Source organism: Streptomyces sp. NPDC056883, from assembly GCF_042788835.1.
Taxonomy (GTDB): domain Bacteria; phylum Actinomycetota; class Actinomycetes; order Streptomycetales; family Streptomycetaceae; genus Streptomyces; species Streptomyces stoeckheimensis.
This window is the reverse complement of sequence record NZ_JBHUBS010000002.1, coordinates 364,689-385,787: the sequence shown is the minus strand read 5'-3', so window position 1 is coordinate 385,787 and position 21,099 is coordinate 364,689. Positions and strand designations below refer to the sequence as shown.

Below are 21,099 nucleotides of genomic sequence, written 5' to 3'. Positions count from 1 at the left end.
GATCGCCCCCCGGCGTCTCCCCCGGAAAAGGAGTCAGACAATGAGGCCACTGCGCCGCCCCCGCCAGGCCGCCACCCTGCTCGCCGCGCCCGCGTTCGCACTCACTGTCGCCGGTCTGGCCGCCACCCCCGCTCACGCGGCCACCGTCAGCGTCGCCTGCTCCCCCGCCGCCCTCATCCAGGCCGTCGCCACCGCCAACAGCACCCCCACCACCTCCGACACCCTCAACCTCGCCCGCGACTGCACCTACACCTTCACCGAGCAGATCGCCGGACCCGGCCAGGCCGCGCTCCCCCAGATCACCAGCCCCATCACCATCAACGGACGCAACGCCACGATCACCCGGGACGAAAGCACCGGCAACGAATTCCGCTTCTTCACCCTTCCCCCCACCACCCGCGGGAACCTGACGCTCCGAGACATCGCCCTCACCAATGGAGGAGGCTCCCAGGGCGGAGCCGTCCAGCTGGGATTCGGCACCGTTGTTTCCCTGACCAACACCCGCCTCACCGGCAATGGCGCCGGCAATGGCGGCGGCGCCGTCAACAACAGCAACGGAACCCTCCGCGTAGAACGTTCCTACTTCAAGGGCAACCGCACCGAAGCCGGCCACGGCGGTGCCATCCTGAGCAGCGGCACCACCCGCGTGGACCTCAGTGTCTTCATCAACAACTCCACCGGCCCCGTCAGCGGCGGCAACGGCGGAGCCATCGCACACAGCAGCATCCCCGCACCCTTCACCCTGACCTCGAGCATCCTCACCGGCAACGAAGCGAAGGGCCTGGGCGGCGCCGTCCACACCAGCAGTTCCTCGGCGACCATCTCCGACAGCCAGATCCGCAGCAACGACGCGCGGACCGGCGGGGGCATCGCCAACTTCGGCACGCTCACCGTCAACATGCTCACCACCATCCGCGGCAACACCGCAAGCTTCTCCGGTGGCGGCATCTACAACTTCGGAACGCTCAACACCCGCAACGTCTCCATCGACAGGAACTCGGTCACCCAGGGAACCGGAGCCGGCATCCACAACCAGGGCGACGTCACGCTCAACGACTCCCGCGTCACGGGCAACAACGCGGCCTACGGCCCCGCCGGCCTCCACAACGAAGGCGGGACCGTCACCCTGAACCACACCACCATCTCCAACAACAACCCCAGCAACTGCGATCCCTCGAACCCCGCTGTCACCGGCTGCGCCCAGTAGGTCCAGACGGTCAGGACGGGGTGGAGAAGCGGTCGCGCAGCGTGCGCTTGAGGATCTTGCCGCTCGCGTTGCGGGGAAGGGCGTCCACGAAGAGGATCCGCTTCGGGGCCTTGAAGTGGGCCAGCTTCTCGCGGGCGTAGGCCAGGAGTTCCGCTTCCGTCACCCCGTCGCGCGGGACCACCACCGCCGTGACGGCCTCGATCCACCGTTCGTCCGGCAGGCCGACCACCGCCGCCTCGGCCACGCCCGGGTGGGTGTACAGCACGTCCTCGACCTGCCGTGAGGCGACCAGCACCCCGCCCGAGTTGATGACGTCCTTCACCCGGTCCACGACCGTGAAGTACCCCTCGGGGTCCCGGACCGCCAGGTCGCCGGAGCGGAACCAGCCGTCCCGGAAGGCCTTCTTCGTGGCCTCCGCGTCGTTCCAGTAGCCCAGGCAGAGCTGCGGGGAACGGTAGACCACCTCGCCCGCCGTGCCGTCCGGCACCTCGGCCCCGTCCTCGTCGACGACCCGCGCCTCCACGTGGTGGACCGGCCGGCCGCACGAGTCGATCCGCCCCTCGTGCTCCTCCGGCCGCAGCACCGTGGCCAGCGGGCCGATCTCGCTCTGGCCGAAGCAGTTGTAGAAGCCGAGCCCGGGCAGCCGAGTCCGCAGCCGTTCCAGGACCGGCACGGGCATGATCGAGGCCCCGTAGTACGCCTTGCGCAGGGCGGACAGATCACGGACCGCGAAGTCCGCGAAGTCAGGGTGGTTCGCCAGACCGATCCACACCGTCGGCGGCGCGAACAGGCTGTCCGCCTCCCCCGCCTCCACCAGGCCGAAGATCTCCTCCGCGACCGGCGCGTCCACGATCGTGTTGCGCGCGCCCACCGCCAGGTACGGCAGCAGGAACACGTGCATCTGCGCCGAGTGGTACAGCGGCAGGGAGTGCACCGGCAGATCGCCCTCCGCCAGGTCCAGGGCCGCGATCGCGCTCTCGTACTCGTGGCAGAGCGCCTCGTGCGTCATCATCGCCCCCTTCGGCAGGGCGGTGGTCCCGGAGGTGTACAGCAGCTGCGCCAGCCGGGACGGGTCCGCGGAGCGGGCGGGGACCCCGGGCCGGGCGGGCTCCGCCGGTCCGGCCGGCTCCGCCAGGTCGGCCAGGAAGGAGCCGGGCGCGTCGCGCAGCGGGCGTACGGCGAACCCGTCGGGGACCCGCCCGGCCAGGTCGGGGTCCGCGAGGACGAGCGTGCTCCCGGAGTTCTCCAGGATGTACGCGAGGTCCTCCCCGGTGAGGTTCTGGTTGACGGGGACGTGCGTGAGCCCGGCCCGCGCGCAGGCGAGGAAGGCCAGGAGATAGGCGTCGGAGTTGTGCCCGAAGGTCGCGACCCGGTCCCCCTCGGCCAGCCCGTAGGGCCCGCGCAGCACGGCCGCGCCCGTGGAGACGGCCGCGTCCAGTTCCGCGTAGGTCCAGGTCCGCTCGCGGTAGCGGACCGCGATCCGGTCCGGGACGCGCCGCGCGCTGTCGTGGAGCAGTCCGTCGACCGTGTTCTTCCGCACCGGGGTCATGGCGGGATCTTCGTCTGCGCGGACGGCGAGGTCAATGACCCGGGCTCCGCGGATGCCGGGCCGGAACACGCAGGGATACCAAACGGCATGTTGACACGACGTCAGGTGGCCTGCATGAGTGTGGGGGCACACCAGCACCACCCGTCCGCACGGGCGATCGCGCCCGTCCGCAGGCTACTTGGGAGGTATGTTGCGCCTTCTCCACGGACGCCGTCGCGCCCGCCCGCTCCTCCGCCGTCTCGCCCTCACCGGCACCGCACTGCTGGCCGCCGCCGCTGCGATACCCGAGGCCGCCGCCTTGGACCAGGGCTCCGGCCCGTCCGGCGGTGGCCCGTCCGGCGGCGGCCTGTCCGCCGTCATCCGGTACACCGAGAACGGGATCCCGCACATCCTGGCCCGGGACTACGCCCACCTCGGGTTCGGCACCGGCTGGGCGCAGGCCGCCGACCAGGTGTGCGTGCTCGCCGACGGGTTCCTGACCGTCTCCGGGGAGCGCTCGCGGTGGTTGGGCGCGGACGCCGTGCCCGACGGTTCGCTCTCCTCCGCCTCCGGGAACCTCTCCAGCGACCTGTTCTTCAAGGGCGTGCGCGACTCCGGCACCGTGGAGAAGCTGCTGGCCGTGCCCGCGCCGGCCGGGCCGGGCAAGGAGGTCAAGGAGCTGATGCGGGGCTGGGCCGCCGGCTACAACGCCTGGCTGGCGCAGAACGAGATCACCGACCCGGCCTGCAAGGGCGCCGGGTGGGTGCGCCCGGTCACCGCCACCGATGTCGCCGCCCGCGGCCTGGCCGTCTCGGTCCTCGGCGGGCAGGGCCGCGCCGTCGACGGCATCACCTCGGCGCGGCCCCCGGGCACGGCGGCCGCACCGGGCGCGGCGCCCCCGGACACGACCGGCACGGATCCGGCGGCCGGCATCGATCCGGCGGCCGCCGCTGAGGCGGCCCGCGCGTTCTTCGACACCGCCCGTTACGACATGGGCTCCAACGCGGTGGCCTTCGCCGGCTCCACCACCGCGAACGGCTCGGGCCTGCTCCTCGGCAACCCGCACTATCCGTGGCAGGGCGGCCGCCGGTTCTGGCAGTCGCAGCAGACCATCCCCGGCGAGCTGAACGTCTCGGGCGGCTCGCTGCTCGGCACCACCGTGGTGAACATCGGCTTCAACGAGAAGGTCGCCTGGAGCCACACCGTGGCCACCGGCACCCCCGTCAACCTGCACCAACTGGCCCTCGATCCGGCCGACCCGACCGCCTATCTGGTGGACGGCAAGCCGGAGAAGATGACCACGCGCACCGTCAGCGTCCAGGTCGCGGGCGGCGCCCCGGTCACCCGGACCCAGTGGTGGACCCGGTACGGTCCCGTCCTGTCGGGCCTCGGCGGCGGCCTCCCGCTGCCCTGGACCACGACCACCGCCTACGCGCTGGCCGACCCCAACGCCGTGAACCTGCGCGGCTCCGACACGGCCCTGGCCATGGGCAGGGCCCGCTCGGTCGCCGGCGTGCAGGAGGCCCTGCGGCGCACCCAGGGCCTGCCCTGGGTCAACACGGTGGCCGCCGACTCGGCGGGCGGCACGCTCTTCACCCAGTCCCAGGTGCTCCCCCGGATCACGGACGAGCTCGCCGCGCGCTGCTCGACCCCGCTGGGCAGGGCCACGTACGCCTCCTCGGGGCTGGCGGTGCTGGACGGTTCGCGCGGTGACTGCGCGCCCGGCTCCGATCCGGACGCGGTCCAGCCCGGGATCTTCGGCCCGGGCAGGGCGCCGACGCTGCGCGACGCCGCGTATGCCGAGAACTCCAACGACAGCGCCTGGCTGGCCAACGCGAAGCAGCCGCTCACCGGCTACGAGCGGATCTGGGGCACGGTCGCGACGCCGCGCTCGCTGCGGACCCGGGGCGCCCTGGAGGACGTCTCCGCGATGGCCGACCGGGGCGGGCTGACGGTGGCGGACCTGCAGGAGCAGCAGTTCGCGAACCGGGTCCCGGCCGGCGACCTGGCGGCGGCCGACGCCGCGGTGGCCTGTGCGGCCCTGCCGGGCGGGACGGCCACGGGCAGCGACGGCGCCACCGTGGACGTGTCGGCGGCCTGCGGGGTGCTGGCGGCCTGGGACCGCAAGGCCGACAGCACGAGCCGCGGCGCGCTGCTGTTCGACCGGTTCTGGCGGAAGCTGACCGCGAGCACGGCGGCCAAGGACCTGTGGCTGGTGCCCTTCGACGCGGCCGATCCGGTACGGACGCCCCGCACGCTCAACCGGGCGGCGCCCGGGATCGGACGGGCCCTCGCCGACACCGTCACGGAGCTGAGGGCGGCGGGCATCGCTCCGGACGCCCTGCTCGGGGACCACCAGTTCGTGGTGCGTGGCGGGCAGAAGCTGCCGGTGGGCGGCGGAACGGAGGCCTTGGGCGTCTGGAACAAGATCGAGGCTCCGTGGAACGCCGCGGGCGGGGGCTACCCGGAGGTCGTGCACGGCTCCAGCCACATCCAGGCGGTCGGCTGGGACGGCGGCCGCTGCCCGGTCGCGCGCACGCTGCTGACGTACGGCCAGTCCTCGAACCCGAATTCCCCGTACTCGGCCGACCAGACCCGGCTCTTCTCCCGGGAGCGCTGGGTGAAGGCACGGTTCTGCGAGCGGGACATCCTCACCTCGCCCCGGCTGAAGGTGGTCTGGCCGCGCGAGCGGCGCTGACCGGAGCGGATGCGCGTACGGCCGGCCGCTGTTCGTGAAAGCGGCGGCCGGCCGTACGGGGGCGAGCGGGCTCAGGGGCTGACGGCGAGGAAGAGGTACGCGGCCAGCAGTACGAGGTGCACGCCGCCCTGGAGCAGGGTGGCGCGGCCCGGGACGATGGTCAGGGCGCCGACGACGACGGTCAGCGCGAGCAGCACCATGTGGACCGGGGCGAGCCCGAGCACCAGCGGCCCGGACAGCCAGATCGTGGCGAGCGCGATCGCCGGGATGGTCAGGCCGATGCTGGCGATGGCGGACCCGTAGGCGAGGTTGAGGCTGGTCTGCACCCGGTCCCGGCGGGCCGCGCGGACGGCGGCCAGGGTCTCGGGGGCCAGGACCAGCAGGGCGATGATCACACCCACCACGGCGTAGGGCAGGCCGAGGTCCGCGACGCCCCGCTCGATGGTCGGGGAGACGGCCTTGGCGTTTCCGACGACGGCGACGAGCGCGACGAGGAGGAGTCCGAGGCTGATCAGGGCGGCGCGGGCGGTGGGCGGTTCAGCGTGCTCGTCCTCCTCGCCGGCCGCGGCCGCGGCGGCCGCCTGCGCGGCCTCCTTACGGATCCGCTTGGTGTCGACGGGCAGGAAGTAGTCCCGGTGGCGGACCGTCTGGACGGCGACGAACAAGCCGTAGAGCGCGAGCGAGGCGGTGGCCGCGAAGGCGAGCTGGGCCGTGGAGAACTCGGGGCCGGGCTTGCTGGTGGTGAAGGTGGGCAGGACGAGGCTGAGTACGGCGAGCGTGGCGACGGTGGCCAGGGCCGCGCCCGAGCCCTCGGCGTTGAAGACGGCGACGCGGTTGCGCAGGGCCCCGACGAGCAGGGACAGGCCGACGATGCCGTTGCACGTGATCATGACGGCGGCGAAGACGGTGTCGCGGGCGAGGGAGGAGGTCTTGTCCCCGCCGTCGGCCAGCAGGGTGACGATGAGGGCCACTTCGATGACGGTGACGGCGACGGCGAGGACGAGCGAGCCGAAGGGTTCGCCGACCCGGTGCGCGACGACCTCGGCGTGGTGGACCGCCGCCAGCACCGCGCCGGCCAGGCAGAGGGCGACCAGCGCCACGGCGAGCGTGGGCAGATCGCGTCCCCAGCTGAAGGCCAGCGCGACGAGCGCCACCAGGGGGACCACGACGGTCCAGTCGGTCAGGGGAGTTCTGTGCGTTGCCGTACTCATATCAGCCAACTTGCCAGAACTGTTCCGCTTGTGCGGTCCAACAGCTGCCTCTACGCCCCTGACGTGGCCTTTCTCACGAATCTCCGGGCGTGGCGGACCGCTGCCGGGGGCCGGCCCCGCAGGACCGGTCGCCGCAGGACCGGCCCTCGCAGGACCGGCCCCGGCAGCGGTCGGGCTCACATCGCGCGCTCGTGGCCCTCCCAGTACGGCTCGCGCAGTCGGCGCTTGTACAGCTTGCCGTTGGGGTCGCGCGGCATCGTCTCGATGAAGTCCACGGTCTTGGGCCGCTTGTACCCGGCCAGTTGCCGCTCGCAGTGGTTCAGGATCTCCGCCGCCAGCGCGTCGCTCGCCGCGAAGCCCTCGGCCGGTTCGATGACCGCCTTGACCTCCTCGCCCCAGGAGGGGTGCGGGATGCCGAAGGCGGCGGCGTCCGCGACCGCCGGATGAGTGAGCAGCGCCGATTCGATCTCTGCCGGGTAGATGTTCACCCCGCCCGAGATGATCATGTCGATCTTCCGGTCGCGGAGGAAGAGGTAGCCCTCCTCGTCCATCAGGCCGAGGTCCCCGACGGTGAAGAAGTCGCCGATGCGGTTCTTCTTCGTCTTGCCCTCGTCCTTGTGGTAGCTGAAGCCGCCGGTCTTCATCTGCATGTAGACCGTGCCCAGTTCACCGGGCGGCAGTCGGTTGCCGTCGTCGTCGAAGATGGCGAGTTCGCTGATCGGCCAGGCCTTGCCGACGGTCCCGGGCTTCTTCAGCCAGTCCTCGGCGGTCGCGAAGGCGCCGCCGCCCTCGCTCGCGGCGTAGTACTCCTCCACGCACGTGCCCCACCAGTCGATCATCGCCCGCTTGACGTGGTCGGGGCAGGGCGCGGCGCCGTGGATGGCGTGCCGCATGGAGGAGACGTCGTACGCGTCCTTGGTCTCCTGCGGGAGTGCGAGGAGCCGGTGGAACTGGGTCGGGACCATGTGGGTGTGCGTGCAGGCGTGCGCGTCGATCAGGCGCAGCATCTCCTCCGCGGTCCACTTGTCCATCAGGACCAGCGGGTGCCCGATGTGCAGGGCCGCGGCGGCGAACTGCAGGACGGCCGTGTGGTAGAGCGGCGAGCACACGAGGTGGACGTTGTCGTCGAAGGCGCGGATGCCGAAGATGCCGAGGAAGCCGCCGAGGTACGTCTCCTCCGGGAGCTTGCCCGGCAGCGGGCGGCGGATGCCGCGCGGCCGGCCGGTGGTGCCGGAGGTGTAGTTCATGACCCAGCCGAGCGTGCGGTCGGCGGGGGCGGTGTCCGGCTGCCCGTCGAGCAGTTCGTCGTACGAGCGGAAGCCCGCGACCGCTCCGACCGCGTACCGGTGGCTCGCGGGCAGGCCCGCCTCGTCCGCCGCGGCGGTGGCGGCGTCGGCGAACCGCTCGTGGGCGACGAGGACCTTGGCTCCGGAGTCGGAGACGATCCAGGCGATCTCGGGGCCGACGAGGTGGTGGTTGACCGGGACGAGGTAGAAACCGGCCTGGGAGGCGGCCAGGTAGGCGGTGAGGAACTCGACGCTGTTGGGGAGGACGACGGCGAAGACGTCGCCGCGCTCCAGGCCGGCGGCGCGCAGTCCGTGGACGAGGCGGTTGACGTCGGCGTGCAGCCGGGCCGCGGACCAGGTCTCGCCCTCGGGGGTGACGAGGACGGTGCGCTCGGGGTCGGCGGTGGCCTGGGCCCAGAAGCCGTTGGGGGGCGTGTCGGTCATCTTGTCGACTCCTCAGTTCCTCAGGCCCGGCCGGCGATGCGGGTGATGCGGTCGATGGCGCGCTCGAAGCCGCTGGTGAGGTCGTCGAAGACGGCCTGCACGCTGCGCTCGCTGTTCATCCGGCCGACGATCTGCCCGACGGGGGTGCCGAGCAGCGGCTGGATCTCGTACTTCTGGATGCGGGACACGGCCTCCGCGACGAGGAGTCCTTGCAGGGGCATCGGCAGGGCGCCGGGGCCCTCCGGGTCGTCCCAGGCGTCGGTCCACTCGGTGCGCAGCTGCCGCGCGGGCTTGCCGGTCAGTGCGCGGGAGCGGACGGTGTCGCCGGAACCGGCGGCGAGGAGCTTCTCGGTGAGGGCGCGGGAGTGCATGTCGGCCTCGGTGGTGGTGAGCCAGAGGGATCCGAGCCAGGCGCCCTGGGCGCCGAGGGCGAGGCCCGCGGCGATCTGCTCGCCGCTGCCGATGCCGCCGGCGGCGAGGACCGGGAGCGGGGCGACGGCCTCGACCACTTCGGGCACCAGCACCATGGTGGCGATGTCTCCGGTGTGTCCGCCCGCCTCGTAGCCCTGGGCGACGACGATGTCGATGCCGGCCTCGGCGTGCCGGCGGGCGTGCTTGGCGCTGCCGGCGAGGGCGGCGACGAGGACGCCGTGTTCGTGGGCGCGCGCGATGACGTCGGCGGGCGGGGAACCCAGCGCGTTCGCCAGGAGTTTGATGGGGTAGTCGAAGGCGACGTCGAGCTGGTTGCGGGCGACCTGTTCCATCCAGCCGGTGATGCGCCAGCCGGAGGCCTCGCCCTCCGGGAGTTCGGGTACGTGGTGTTTGGCGAGGGTGTCGCGGACGTACTCCCGGTGCGCGGCCGGGATCATCGCCTCGATGTCGGCTTCGCTGACGCCGTCGACGGCCTTCTTCGCGGGCATGACCACGTCGAGCCCGTAGGGCTTGCCGTCGGTGTGCTCCTGCATCCAGTCGAGGTCGCGCTTGAGGTCGTCGGGGGCGGTGTAGCGGACCGCTCCGAGCACCCCGAACCCGCCCGCGCGGGTGATGGCAGCGGCCACCGCCGGGAAGGGCGTGAAGCCGAAGATGGCGTGCTCTATTCCCAGTTTTCTGCTCAGCTCCGTCTCCATGGGCGGCAGGATGCCGCAGCCCGGCCGCCGAGGGAAGGGGTTTTCTGATGCAGCGTCAGATTCTTTGCCGGCCGGTCGCCGCGGGGCCCGCGTCGTGAGCGGGCAGATACTCGGGAGGGCACGACGGCGGACGGGAGGACCGGTCATGAAGGCACCAGGGGCAGCCGGGAACGACGGTGGCACGAAGGGCTCCGGCACGACCGGCCCGACGGCGCACGACGGCGGCGGCAACGGCAGTGGCAGCGGGCCCGGGTCAGTCGGCACCGGACCCGTGGCGGACGGCGCCGGACCCGTGGCGGACGGCAGCGGGCTCGGGGCGGACGCCGGCGGGTCCGGGGCGGACGCCGGCGCCGGGCCCGGGCGCGGGCTCAGTCGGCGACGGCTCGGGGCGCGGCTGTTGGCGCTGGGCGGCGTGCTCGTGCTCCAGGCCGCGCTGCCGGGGTCCGCGGGGGCCTCCGGGGCGCCCGCCGAGCGGCGCGCGCTCCAGGGACTGCGCCTGCGGTACGGGTCCGCCCGCCAGGCCGGGCTGCTGGAAAGGCACCTCGAAGGGGTGGCGGACGAGGCACGGCGCTTCCTCGGCCCCTCCCCCGAACACCCTTACTACGCCGGGGCCGTGGTCCTCGCCGGCCGGGGTCGCACCGTGGCGCTGCACCGGGCGATGGGCGACGCCGTGCGGTACGCCGACTACGACGGCCGCACCGACCGGGTCCGGGAGTTCCCGGCCGCGCAGCGGATCGCGATGGCCGAGGACACGGTCTTCGACCTGGCCTCCCTCTCGAAGCTGTTCACCTCCCTGCTGGCCGTGCAGCAGATGGAGCGCGGCCGGCTGGAGCTGGAGGCGCCGGTGCACCGGTACCTGCCCGAGTTCACGGGCGGGGGCAAGGAGTCGGTCACCGTGCGCCAGCTCCTCACGCACACCTCGGGGCTGCGGTCCTGGGCCCCCTTCTACAAAGAGCCGACGCGCGCGGGGCAGTTGAGGCTGCTGTGGTCGGTGAGGCCGCAGGAAACCCCGGGGACGGTCTACCGCTACTCCGACCTGAACCTCATCGCGCTCCAGTTGCTCCTGGAACGGATCACCGGTCACACACTGGACCTCCTGCTCCAGGACGAGATCACTGCTCCGCTCGGGATGCACCGCACTCGTTACAACCCACCGCTCTCCTGGCGCCGGGTCACGGCCGCCACCGAAGTGCAGCGCCCGCCCTGGTCCGGGCTGGACCGCGGGCTCGTCTGGGGCGAGGTCCACGACGAGAACGCACACGCGCTGGGCGGCATCGCCGGCCACGCCGGGGTCTTCGGCACCGCCTGGGACCTGGCGATCCTGGCCCGCACCCTCCTCGACGGCGGGGTCTACGCCGGCAAGCGCATCCTGCGCCCCGCCTCCGTCGAGCTCCTCTTCACCGACTACAACACCGCGTTCCCCGGCGACGACCACGGCCTGGGCTTCGAGCTCTACCAGCACTGGTACATGGGCGCCATGGCCACCCCGCACTCCGCCGGCCACACCGGTTTCACCGGCACCTCCCTGGTCCTGGACCCCTCCACGGACTCCTTCCTGATCCTCCTGGGCAACTCCGTGCACCCCGTGCGCACCTGGCGCGCCGGCAGCGCCCCGCGCGTCGCCGTCGGCAACCGCTTCGCCCGCGCCGTCCCCGTCCGCACGAAGCACGGCGGCCCGGCCTGGTACTCCGGCATGGAAACCGGCGGCTCGGGCACCCTGACCCTCCCGCCCCTCACCCCCACCACCGGAGCCGCCCGGCTGCGTTGCGCGCTGTGGTGGGACACCGTGCCCGGCGCGGGCGCGCTGCACCTGGAGGCTTCCGCCGACGGGCAGGCCTGGGAGCCGCTCCCCTTCACCACCGTCCGCACCACCGGCGGAGCGGCCGAACAGTGGCCGCAGGGTTCCGTCTCCGGCTGGTCGGGCCGCATCTGGCACCGCCTCGAAGCTCCGCTCGCCGCCTGGGCCGGCCGCGAGGTGCACCTCCGCTTCCGCCACACCGCGCAGGGCCGCTACGTGGGCCGGGGCGCCTACGTCGACGTCCTGCGCGTGTCGGAACCCGCCCGCCTCCTCTTCGCCGAGGACCGCCCCGCGGACGCCTCCCGCATCGAGGCGACGGGCTGGTCCCGCTCGGCGGACTGAGGCCCTCAGGCGGGTCGCCCTCGCTCGCGCTGACGAGCGCGGTGCCGGCGGACGGCGTCCCGGCCGCCGCAGCGCGGCGAGCAGTACCGCTGGGTGCCGTTCCGTGAGGTGTCGACGACGACCTTCGTGCAGGGGTGGGCCGCGCACCGGCCCAGGCGACTCATGCCGCGCGTCGTGAGGTGCAGTGCGGTCCCGACGCTGAACACGGCGTGCAGGACCCGCGCCAGGTCGTCGTCGACGTCGCGATAGTGCAGGTGCCAGCCCTCGCCGTTGTGGTCGGTCATGCGGGGATACGCAGTGGCGGCGGCCATCTGCTCGTTGAGGATCGCCGCCCGCTCGCTCGGGTCACGGGCGTCGACGACCCGGATCCAGTCATCGAGCACGGCCCGGCAGCGGGCGTGGTCGTCAGGCCTCTCGGGGAAGGGCATCGTCATGCCGAACTCGCGGGTCCGCTCGACGATCCCGGCCCGGGTGTCGGGCCAGTCGTCGGCCAGGGAACGGGCGAGGAGCACGGCGTACTCACCGTAAGGGTTGAGATGCATAAGGGCATTACATCAAGGTGGGGACATGTCCCTCACCTCGCTGTCCTCACCCGTGTCCGGTGCGTCCGCCCTCGGCATGGCACTCACCGCGCTGGTGATGGTGCTGACCCCCGGGCCCAACATGATCTACCTCGTGTCGCGCAGCATCAGCCAGGGACGCGCTGCGGGCCTGGTCTCCCTGGCCGGCACCGGTGTCGGCTTCGTCGTCTACATGCTGATGGGCAACCTCGGCCTCGCGGTCGTGTTCGTCGCCGTGCCCTGGCTGTTCATCGGCTTCAAAGCCGCCGGCGTCCTCTATCTGGCCCACCTCGCCTGGCAGGCCCTGCGCCCCGGCGGGCGGGGCATGTTCGAGGTCCGCGACATCCCCCGCGACAGCCCGGCGCGGCTCTTCCGCATGGGGCTGGTGACGAACCTGCTCAATCCCAAGGCCGCGATCATGTACCTGACCTTGATCCCGCAGTTCGTCGACCCGCACCGCGGGCATCCGACCGCGCAGGGCCTGACGCTCGGGTCGGTTCAGATCGCGGTGAGCCTGACCGTCAACGCCCTGATCGTCATCGCCGCCGGCGCCGTCGCCACCTTCCTCGACCGACGCCCGACCTGGGCCACCGTGCAACGCCGCATCACCGGCACCCTCCTGGGCGCCGTGGCCCTCCTCCTCGTCCGCGAGGTACCCACCCGGGCCCGGGCATGACCAGGTGGTCGTCCGTACATCCTTCGGGGGTTGACGTCAGGTCAGGCGGAGGCGGCTTGGAGGAGGGTTTCGGCCGCGGCGGTGCGGGCGTAGAGGACGGAGCGACCGGCACGGTGGGCGCTGACCAGGCCCGCATTGCGCAGCGCGGTGAGGTATTGGGATACCCCTGCGGGGGAGAGTCCGGTGCGGTGCGCCAGCTGTGTGGTGGAGGCCGGCATGTCCAGCTCGGTCAGCAGCAGGGTCCGTGAGCGGCCCAGCACGGCGGAGAGGGAGTCGGCCCGGGTTGCGGGGCGCGGCGTCCACAGCGTGCCGATACCCCGCGCCGGATAGGCGAGTTGAGGTGGGTCCGGCAGCGTCGTCCGGGTGCGCAGCCCCGGTCCGGTGAAGGCCGAGGGGATCAGGAGCAGTCCCGTTCCTGCCGTCGTACGGGTCAGCGGCTGCTTTCGGCGGGCCATCCGTAGCGCGTTGCCGTCCCAGCTCACGGACGCGTGCAGGTCGTTGAGGAGGTGGCCGGCGCCGTGCTCGGCGGCCATGCGCGCCCGGTGGAGGATGTCCGCGTCCAGGACGGCCCGGATGCGCGCCCAGTAGGGGGCGAGTGCCAGCTCCCAGTAGGTTTCGATCTCTTCCGTGACCTTGGCCAGGAGACCCTGTGGGTCGTTGTGCAGCGCCCGCAGCCGGGGGCCGAGGTTCCCCTGGTGGCGGGCCAGGTGGTCGAGGTCCTGGCGTACCCGGTCGGCGGGCGCGGCCCGGATCGCGTCCCGCTCTGCCGCCGGGGTGGGGGCGGGTCCGGCGGGTGGCGGGTTGAGGAAGTCGGGGACGTAGCCGCCGGTGAGCGGGATCAGCTCGCGGAGCCAGCCCTGGTCCAGCCCGGCGGCCACCATACGCGGGCGCACCTGGTCGGCCCAGGGCCGATGGACCGGATGCGTGGTGCCGGACCTCAGCAGCCGGAAGCTGGGCGCGACCTCCCACATGGGTGAGACGGCGAACCGCACTTGCGCCAGATCGCTCGTCGAGAACACCAGCTCCGCCAGGACGACCCCTCCTCGATGGATTCACACATGCCTGAATCAATGGCGGGCCAGCCTACCGTGCGGAGATCATCCCGCCATGACCTCACAGACGATCACCGCAGCGGCATCGGGCACCTGGAAGCTCGGCGACCGCACGGTCAACCGGATCGGTTTCGGCGCGATGCGCCTGCCCCAGCACGGGGAGGCGTTCGCGGCCGATGCCGTGCCGCGCGGCCGCGACCAGGCGATCGGCGTGCTGCGCCGCGCGGTCGAGCTCGGCGTGAACCACATCGACACCGCCGCGTTCTACTTCTCGGCGTTGCGCTCCGCCAATGAGCTGATCAACCAGGCGCTGGCCCCCTACCCGGACGACCTCGTCATCACCACCAAGGTGGGGCCGGGCCGCGACCCCTCGGGCCGGTGGCTTCCGCACGCCACCCCCGGGCAACTGCGCGGCCAGGTGGAGGAGAACCTGCGCCAGCTCGGCCGCGACCACCTCGACGTGGTGAACCTGCGCATCGTCGGCACCGACTCCATCGCCGAACGCTTCGGCGCGCTCGCCGAACTGCGTGAGGCCGGGCTCGTCCGTCACCTGGGCCTGTCCAACGTCCGACCCCACCACCTCGCCGAGGCCCGGACCATCGCATCGGTGGTCTGCGTCCAGAACATGCACGGCATCGGTGCGTCACCCGAGCAGCAGGAGTTCCTGCACCTCTGCGGTGAACAAGGCATCGCGTTCGTGCCGTTCTACTCGATCGCCGGTACCGGACGCACCGCCGGCGCGACCACCGGCCACAGCCCGGAGGTGCACGCCGTCGCCCGCGCCCACGGGGTGAGCGCGGCCCAGATCCGGCTGGCGTGGACGCTCCACCAGGGCCCTCACGTCCTGGCCATCCCCGGCACCGGCGACATCGACCACCTTGCCCAGAACGTCGCCGTCGGCTCCCTGCACCTGTCGGAGGAAGAACTCGCCGTCCTGGGCCCCCTCCACCACGGGACGGATTGACCCGGACTTCCGCGCCAAGGCCCAAGGACTTCCGGAGCCGCCCCTAAGCGAGGACCGCGTCGAGCATCCGGCGGGCCACGGCCGTCAGTTCGGCCGGGTCGGGTGCCGGGCGGGTGTGGGCGAGTGCGCCCGCGAGGCGGTCGTAGAGGAGTCCGTCGGCCCACGCGACCAGGAGTTCGGCGGATTCGGCCGGCCGGGTGGCGCCGAGGGCCGCGAGGATTCCGGCGGCCAGTTCGCGCGGGCCCCGGCCGGCCCGGTGGAGTTCCGTCGCGAGCTCCGGGTTCCGGGCGGCCTCCAGGCTCAGCTCGAAGCGCGCCAGTTGCCGGGACCGGCCCGTGGTCAGCCATCGGTACAGCACCGCGGCGACCGCCGCGGCGGCGGCGTCTCGGTCCGTCGACTCAGGCGGGGCTCCGCCGTCGAAGTCGTCGAGGTCCAGCTCGGCCAGCCGCGCGTAGCAGGCGCCGATCAGCGCCGTCCTCGTACGGAAGTAGTACGAGGTGCTGCCCGCCGGAAGCCCGGCCGTGCCGTCGACCGCCCTGTGGGTCAGACCCCGCAGCCCGGCGGCGGCCACCAGCTCGATCGCGCTGTCCGCGATCAGGGTCCTGCGGTCGCTGCCGCGCTCGGGTGCACTCATCCCCTCACTCTACAGGTGTAGAGTGACAGCCATCCCCTCTACAGATGTAGAGGGGATGGTCGAACGGCGAGGGAGGAACTGTCATGACCCGACGTCATGCGGTGGTCGTGGGTGCGGGGATCGGCGGGCTCTCGGTGGCGGTGGCCCTGCACCGTCGCGATTGGGACGTCACCGTCTGCGAACGTGCCGCGGCGCCTTCCGCCGTCGGCGCGGGGATCGTCCTCGCCCCCAACGCCCTGCGCGCCTTCGACGCGATCGGCTTCGACGCCGCCCGCGCGACGGGCCACGCCGCCCCGGCCGCGATGGACCTGCGCCGCCCCGGCGGCCGCCTGCTGAGCCGCGCCGACTGCGCCGCGCTGACCGCCCGGTACGGCCGGCCCCCGCTCGCCGTGCACCGCCCGTCCCTCTCCGCCGCCCTCGCCGCCGAGCTCCCCGAGGGGGCCCTCCGGTACGGCACGGCCGTGACCGCCGTCGACGACGCGGACGACGTACACGGCCGCCCCGTCGTCCACACCTCGGCCGGCGCCCTCACCGCCGATGTCGTCATCGCCGCCGACGGCATCCACAGCCCGATCCGCCGCCGGTACTTCCCCGCTCATCCCGGCCTGCACCACAGCGGGGAGACCGCCTGGCGGACCGTCCTGGCGGCCGGCGGGCCGCCCGTGCGCGCCGCCACCGAGACCTGGGGCCGCGGGGAGCGCTTCGGCGTCGTCCCGCTCGCCGACGGCCGCGTGTACGTCTACGCCACCGCGGTCGTCCCCGAGGGCCACCGGCCCGTCGACGTCCGCGCCGAACTCCTGCGCCGCTACGGCACCTGGCACGATCCGATCCCGGCCCTGCTGGACCGGATCGACCCGGAGGCCGTGCTCCAGCACGATCTGTACGACCTCGCCGCCCCGCTCCCCCGGTTCCACCAGGGCCGGCTGGCGTGGCTCGGCGATGCGGCTCACGCCATGACCCCCAACCTCGGCCAGGGCGGGTGCCAGGCCGTCGAGGACGCCGCCGTCCTCGCGCACCTGCTGGAGGGAACCGACGTACGGGCGGCCCTGGCCGCCTACAGTGCGGCCCGCTGCGCCCGCACCGACGCCCTGCGCGTCCGCTCCCGCCGTGCGGGCCGGGTCGCCGCGCTGACGCACCCCCTCGCGGTGGCCGCCCGCGACCTCGCCGTCCGCGCCACCCCGGCCCGCGCCACGCGGCGCGCCCTGGACGACCTCTTCGCCTTCGACGGGTTCGGGCTTCCGGAATAGGGCACACGCCCAGGGGTGACAGGGCCGTGCCCTGTGGCGCCGACACTCGTTGTTGTGGTTCGTTGACCGTTCAACACGAAGGCAGGCGAAGCCATATGACCGACATCGACTGGGACAACCCGATCGACCCCAAGCCGGGCTGGACCCTGGATCACGTCAAGCTGTACGTCGGTTCGGGCGGGGCCGAGGGACAGTACTGGAACAACACCCAGACCCTGCTGCTGACCACCATCGGCCGCAAGTCCGGGAAGCCCGTGCGGACCCCGCTCATCTACGGCGAGGACGACGGCCGCTACCTCATCGTCGCCTCCAAGGGCGGCGACCCCGCGGACCCGCTCTGGTACCGGAACCTCACCGAGCACCCCGAGGTCCGGGTGCAGGTCGGTCCCGAGGTCCGGCAGGGCACCGCGCGGACCGCGACCTCCGAGGAGCGTGCCCGGTTCTGGCCGCTGATGGTGAAGCACTGGCCCTCGTACGACGAGTACCAGACCAAGACCAGCCGGGAGATCCCGATCGTCGTGATCGACCCCGTCGGCTGACGGGGCACCGGGGCGCCGGGCACAGGGGCGCGTCAGTGTCCCAGGACCGCCATCGCCGCGTTGTGGCCGGGGACCCCGCTGACGCCGCCGCCGCGGACCGCCCCCGCGCCGCACAGCAGTACGTTGCGGTGGGCGGTCTCCACACCCCAACGGCCGCCGCCTTCCCCGGAGTCGGAGTACGGCCATGACAGGTCCCGGTGGAAGATGTGCCCGCCGGGCAGGCGCAGTTCGCGTTCCAGGTCGAGCGGGGTCTTGGCCTCGATGCACGGGCGGCCGTCGGCGTCGAAGGCCAGGCAGTCGGTGAGCGGTTCGGCCAGGTGGGCGTCGAGCTGGGCGAGGGTGGCGGCGAGCAACACCTCGCGCGCCCCCTGGTTGTCCTTCTCGAACAGCCGTGCCGGGGTGTGCAGTCCGAAGAGGGTCAGGGTCTGGTAGCCCTGCTCCGCCAGCTCGGGCCCCAGGATCGTGGGATCCGTCAGCGAGTGGCAGTAGATCTCCGAGGGCGGTACGGAGGGCAGTTCGCCGGCGGCGGCCTCCGCGTGGGCCCGGGCGAGCTGTTCGTACCCCTCCGCGATGTGGAAGGTGCCGCCGAAGGCCTCGCGCGGGTCCACGGAGGTGTCCCGCAGCCGGGGCAGGCGGCGCAGCAGCATGTTGACCTTGAGCTGGGCCCCCTCGGGGGCCGGCTGCGCCGGTTCCTCGCCCAGGAGTTCGGCGAGCGCCCGCGGCGAGGCGTTGACGAGCACCACCCGGCCGGCGACCCGGCCCTCGCCCGTGGCCGTACGGAAGGTCACCTCCGCCGGGGCGGTCGTGCCGTCCGTGTCGATGCGCAGCGCCTCGTGCCCGGTGGCGATCTCCGCCCCGGCGGCCAGCGCGGCGGCCGCCAGCGCGTCCGTGAGGGCGCCCATGCCGCCGACCGGTACGTCCCAGTCGCCGGTGCCGCCGCCGATGACGTGGTAGAGGAAGCAGCGGTTCTGGGCCAGGCCCGGGTCGTGGGCGTCGGCGAAGGTGCCGATCAGCGCGTCCGTGAGGACCACGCCGCGCACCAGGTCGTCGGTGAACTCCCGCTCGACGGCCCGTCCGATCGGTTCCTCGAACAGCATCCGCCAGGCCGCCTCGTCGTCGAGCCGCGTCCGCAGCTCGGCGCGCGTGGGCAGCGGTTCGGTCAGCGTGGGGAAGAGGCGTTCGGCGGCCCGCCCGGTGGTCCCGTAGAAGGCGCGCCAGTTCTCGTACTCCCGCTCCGAGCCGGTCAGCCGGGCGAAGGACTCCCGGGTGCGCGCCTCGCCGCCGCCGACCAGCAGTCCGCCGGGGCGTCCGGCGCGCTCGACGGGGGTGTACGAGGACACCGAGCGCTTGCGCACCTCGAACTCCAGCCCCAGCTCGCGCACGATCTTGGCGGGGAGCAGCGAGACCAGGTAGGAGTAGCGGGAGAGGCGGGCGTCGACGCCCGGGAACGGCCGGGTGGACACCGCGGCCCCGCCGGTGCGGCCGAGCCGCTCCAGGACCAGGACCGAACGGCCCGCCCGGGCCAGGTAGGCGGCGGCGACGAGGCCGTTGTGGCCCCCGCCCACGATCACCGCGTCGTACACGTCGTGCCCGAAGCCCCGCGAGGTCGTCATGGCTCTTGGTAACACACCTGGCCCAGCCGCTCCAGACAGTGGGCCTCGTCGGCGTGTGCCGCGACCGTGTCCGGGTGGCCGTCGCCGAGCGAGCGTTCTCGGATGCCGGACAGGTCCCGGTAGACCGGCAGCGCCTGGTCCCAGCGGCCCAGCCGGCCTAGCCCGACGGCGAGTTCGCGGCGGCTGACCAGGGTGTCGGGGTGTTCGGGGCCGAGGGTGCGGGCCCGTGCCTCGCCCACCTGCCGGGCCTCGGCCACCGCCTCCTCCCAGCGCTCCAGGCGCCCGAGGTTCACCCCGAGGACGTGCCGGGCCCGCAGCGTCTCCGGGTCGGCGGCCCCGTAGGCGCGGGTGCGGTCGCGGACCAGGTCCCGGAACAGCTCCAGGGCCTGGGCCGAACGCCCGGTCCGGCCCAGCGCGATCCCGGCCTCGTAGCGGGCGGCCAGCGTGTCGGGGTGGTCGCGGCCGAGCACCCGCTCCCGTACGGCCGCGATGTGCCGGAAGGCCTCCAGGGCCTCCTCCCAGCGTTCGAGGCGGCCCAGCGCGTACGCCACCTCGTACCGGGTCAGCAGCGTGTCCGCGTGCTCCGCCCCCAGGACGGCCGCCCGGTCGGCGGCCACCTCGGCGGCGGCGGCGTGGGCCTCGGCGAAGCGGCCGAGGGCGCCCAGCGCGCAGGCCAGGTTGTGCCGGCAGCGCAGGGTGTCGGGGTGGATCCGGCCGACGGTCCGCTCCCGGGCCGCGAGCACCGTGCGGTAGCCCTCGTACGCCTCCTGGTGGCGGCCGAGCAGGCCCGTCTCGTACGCCGCCTCCTGCCGCGCGGCGAGGGTGTCCGGGTGGTCGGCGCCGAGCACCCGGGCGCGCCCTTCGGCGACGGCCGCGTACCCGGCGAGGGCCTCCTCGGTGCGGCCGGCCCGGCTGAGGGCGAAGGCCCGCGTGTGGCCGGCGTCGAGCGCGGCCGGGCCCGTGAGGGCTTGGCCGGGGCCGTGCGGGAACCCGTAGGCGGCGGTGAGCCGGGGGTCCTCGGCCGGACGCGGGCGTACGACGGTCGGCGCGGGCGGGATCGGGGCCGGGGCGCCGGAAGCCGTCGCGGCCGGTCCTCCGACGGCGGGAACGGCCGTGGCGGGCACGACGGAGCCCGTGGCGGCGTGGGCGGCGTGCGCCGCGTGCGCGGTCCAGGAGCCGGTCAGGACGGCCCACTCGCCGCTCGCGGGACGGGCCTCGATGCCGGCCCGGCGTCCGGCGGTCATCCCCCCGGCCCACTCGGGCAGCGGCGGGTGCGCACCGACGGCCACGGCGGGGCCGAGCCGGGCCTCGAGGAGCTGGCGGTGCAGGTGGCGGGCGTCGCCGGGCCGGTCCTCGGGGGACTTCGCGAGCAGGTCGAGCACCAGCCGCTCGAAGTGGACGGGCAGTTCGGGGCGGTGCTCGCGCGGCGGCACGGGCGCGGTGTCGCGGTGGCCGACCAGGACGGACCAGGAGTCCCCGAGGTCGAAGGGCGGGGCTCCGGTGGCGATCTCGTACAGGACGCAGCCGAGGGAGTAGAGGTCGCTGCGGTGGTCCACCTCGCCGCCCGCGATCTGCTCGGGCGACATGTAGTGCGGGGTGCCCATGGCCATGCCGCCGCCGGTGAGCTTGGCGGTGAAGCCGATGTCGGCGGCCAGCCGGGCGATGCCGAAGTCGCAGATCTTCACCGTGCCGTCGGTGAGCCGCATGATGTTGGCGGGCTTCAGGTCCCGGTGGACGACGCCCTGGTCATGGGTGTAGCCGAGGGCGGCCGCCATCTGCTCGGCGATGTCGACGACCACGTCCACGGGGAGCGGGCGCGCGTCGTTGTCCTCCAGGAGCTGGCTGAGATTGCGGCCTTCGAGGAGCTCCATGACGAGGTAGAGGGGACCGCCGGCCGCGCTGTCGTCGCCGAAGTCGTGGACGACGGTGACGCCACGGTGCTGGAGGGCGGCGGCGACGCGCGCCTCGCGGCGGAACCGCTCGCGCAGCACCTGGGTGAAGTGGGTGTCCTGCTCGGGTCCGAGGGGCTTGAGGCATTTGACGGCGACCTGCCGGCCCAGCGACTCGTCGCGGGCCCGCCACACCTCGCCCATGCCTCCGCGGCCGATCAGATCGAGCGACCGGTACCGGCCGTGGATCAGTCTGGACTCCGCCATGTCTTGAAGTCGCCCCC

General features: G+C 73.3%; 16 protein-coding genes. 7 read left to right on the top strand and 9 right to left on the bottom strand.

Annotation, left to right across the window (positions count from 1 at the left end):
• Positions 1-40: 40 nt before the first annotated feature.
• Positions 41-1,207: a hypothetical protein gene (locus tag ACFRU2_RS07100; RefSeq protein WP_382968650.1), complete on the top strand. Its 1,167-nt coding sequence runs from the start codon at positions 41-43 to the stop codon at positions 1,205-1,207.
• Between the two features lie 10 nt (positions 1,208-1,217).
• On the opposite strand, the gene ACFRU2_RS07095 is transcribed toward ACFRU2_RS07100, so the two are convergent.
• Complete coding sequence (locus tag ACFRU2_RS07095) at positions 1,218-2,756, bottom strand: fatty acyl-CoA synthetase (RefSeq protein WP_382968647.1); 1,539 nt, start codon at positions 2,754-2,756, stop codon at positions 1,218-1,220.
• A gap of 187 nt (positions 2,757-2,943) precedes the next feature.
• On the opposite strand from ACFRU2_RS07095, the gene ACFRU2_RS07090 reads away from it, so the two are divergent.
• A complete protein-coding gene (locus ACFRU2_RS07090) occupies positions 2,944-5,433 on the top strand; it encodes a penicillin acylase family protein (protein ID WP_382968644.1) in 2,490 nt (829 codons plus the stop codon).
• Positions 5,434-5,504: 71 nt separating this feature from the next.
• Here ACFRU2_RS07090 and ACFRU2_RS07085 read toward each other — a convergent pair whose 3' ends face one another.
• The 3 genes from ACFRU2_RS07085 to ACFRU2_RS07075 all read right to left on the bottom strand — a co-directional run bounded on the left by ACFRU2_RS07085 (position 5,505) and on the right by ACFRU2_RS07075 (position 9,501).
• On the bottom strand, positions 5,505-6,644 hold the full coding sequence (locus ACFRU2_RS07085; protein WP_382968641.1) for a calcium:proton antiporter: 1,140 nt from the start codon (positions 6,642-6,644) through the stop codon (positions 5,505-5,507).
• Between the two features lie 176 nt (positions 6,645-6,820).
• Complete coding sequence (locus ACFRU2_RS07080) at positions 6,821-8,374, bottom strand: acyl-CoA synthetase (RefSeq protein ID WP_382968639.1); 1,554 nt, start codon at positions 8,372-8,374, stop codon at positions 6,821-6,823.
• Between the two features lie 20 nt (positions 8,375-8,394).
• Positions 8,395-9,501, bottom strand: a complete 1,107-nt coding sequence (locus tag ACFRU2_RS07075; protein WP_382968637.1) for a nitronate monooxygenase — start codon at positions 9,499-9,501, stop codon at positions 8,395-8,397.
• A gap of 145 nt (positions 9,502-9,646) precedes the next feature.
• On the opposite strand from ACFRU2_RS07075, the gene ACFRU2_RS07070 reads away from it, so the two are divergent.
• The gene (locus tag ACFRU2_RS07070; RefSeq protein ID WP_382968635.1) at positions 9,647-11,641 is read left to right on the top strand and encodes a serine hydrolase; all 1,995 of its coding nucleotides are present in this window, start codon (positions 9,647-9,649) and stop codon (positions 11,639-11,641) included.
• 5 nt (positions 11,642-11,646) lie between these two features.
• Here ACFRU2_RS07070 and ACFRU2_RS07065 read toward each other — a convergent pair whose 3' ends face one another.
• Positions 11,647-12,183, bottom strand: coding sequence for a CGNR zinc finger domain-containing protein (locus ACFRU2_RS07065; protein ID WP_382968633.1), 537 nt, complete (start codon positions 12,181-12,183; stop codon positions 11,647-11,649).
• Positions 12,184-12,208: 25 nt separating this feature from the next.
• Here ACFRU2_RS07065 and ACFRU2_RS07060 point away from each other — a divergent pair, with 25 nt between their 5' ends.
• Positions 12,209-12,877 carry a LysE family translocator gene (locus ACFRU2_RS07060; RefSeq protein WP_382968631.1) on the top strand — a complete coding sequence of 223 codons (669 nt, stop codon included), beginning with the start codon at positions 12,209-12,211 and terminating at the stop codon, positions 12,875-12,877.
• A 41-nt stretch (positions 12,878-12,918) separates the two neighbouring features.
• On the opposite strand, the gene ACFRU2_RS07055 is transcribed toward ACFRU2_RS07060, so the two are convergent.
• Positions 12,919-13,896, bottom strand: a complete 978-nt coding sequence (locus ACFRU2_RS07055; RefSeq protein WP_382968629.1) for an ArsR/SmtB family transcription factor — start codon at positions 13,894-13,896, stop codon at positions 12,919-12,921.
• An 88-nt stretch (positions 13,897-13,984) separates the two neighbouring features.
• Here ACFRU2_RS07055 and ACFRU2_RS07050 point away from each other — a divergent pair, with 88 nt between their 5' ends.
• Positions 13,985-14,893 carry an aldo/keto reductase gene (locus ACFRU2_RS07050; RefSeq protein WP_382968627.1) on the top strand — a complete coding sequence of 303 codons (909 nt, stop codon included), beginning with the start codon at positions 13,985-13,987 and terminating at the stop codon, positions 14,891-14,893.
• 43 nt (positions 14,894-14,936) lie between these two features.
• Here ACFRU2_RS07050 and ACFRU2_RS07045 read toward each other — a convergent pair whose 3' ends face one another.
• Entirely contained in the window at positions 14,937-15,527 is a 591-nt protein-coding gene (locus ACFRU2_RS07045; RefSeq protein WP_382968625.1) for a TetR/AcrR family transcriptional regulator, read from the bottom strand.
• Between the two features lie 83 nt (positions 15,528-15,610).
• On the opposite strand from ACFRU2_RS07045, the gene ACFRU2_RS07040 reads away from it, so the two are divergent.
• Complete coding sequence (locus ACFRU2_RS07040; RefSeq protein ID WP_382968622.1) at positions 15,611-16,774, top strand: FAD-dependent monooxygenase; 1,164 nt, start codon at positions 15,611-15,613, stop codon at positions 16,772-16,774.
• A 95-nt stretch (positions 16,775-16,869) separates the two neighbouring features.
• The gene (locus ACFRU2_RS07035; RefSeq protein ID WP_382968619.1) at positions 16,870-17,313 is read left to right on the top strand and encodes a nitroreductase family deazaflavin-dependent oxidoreductase; all 444 of its coding nucleotides are present in this window, start codon (positions 16,870-16,872) and stop codon (positions 17,311-17,313) included.
• Positions 17,314-17,345: 32 nt separating this feature from the next.
• Here ACFRU2_RS07035 and ACFRU2_RS07030 read toward each other — a convergent pair whose 3' ends face one another.
• Together ACFRU2_RS07030 and ACFRU2_RS07025 are read right to left on the bottom strand one after the other, a co-directional pair.
• Positions 17,346-18,926: a phytoene desaturase family protein gene (locus ACFRU2_RS07030; protein ID WP_382968616.1), complete on the bottom strand. Its 1,581-nt coding sequence runs from the start codon at positions 18,924-18,926 to the stop codon at positions 17,346-17,348.
• Positions 18,923-21,082, bottom strand: coding sequence for a tetratricopeptide repeat protein (locus ACFRU2_RS07025; RefSeq protein WP_382968613.1), 2,160 nt, complete (start codon positions 21,080-21,082; stop codon positions 18,923-18,925). Before ACFRU2_RS07025 ends, ACFRU2_RS07030 begins: the two co-directional genes overlap by 4 nt.
• Positions 21,083-21,099 lie beyond the last annotated feature (17 nt).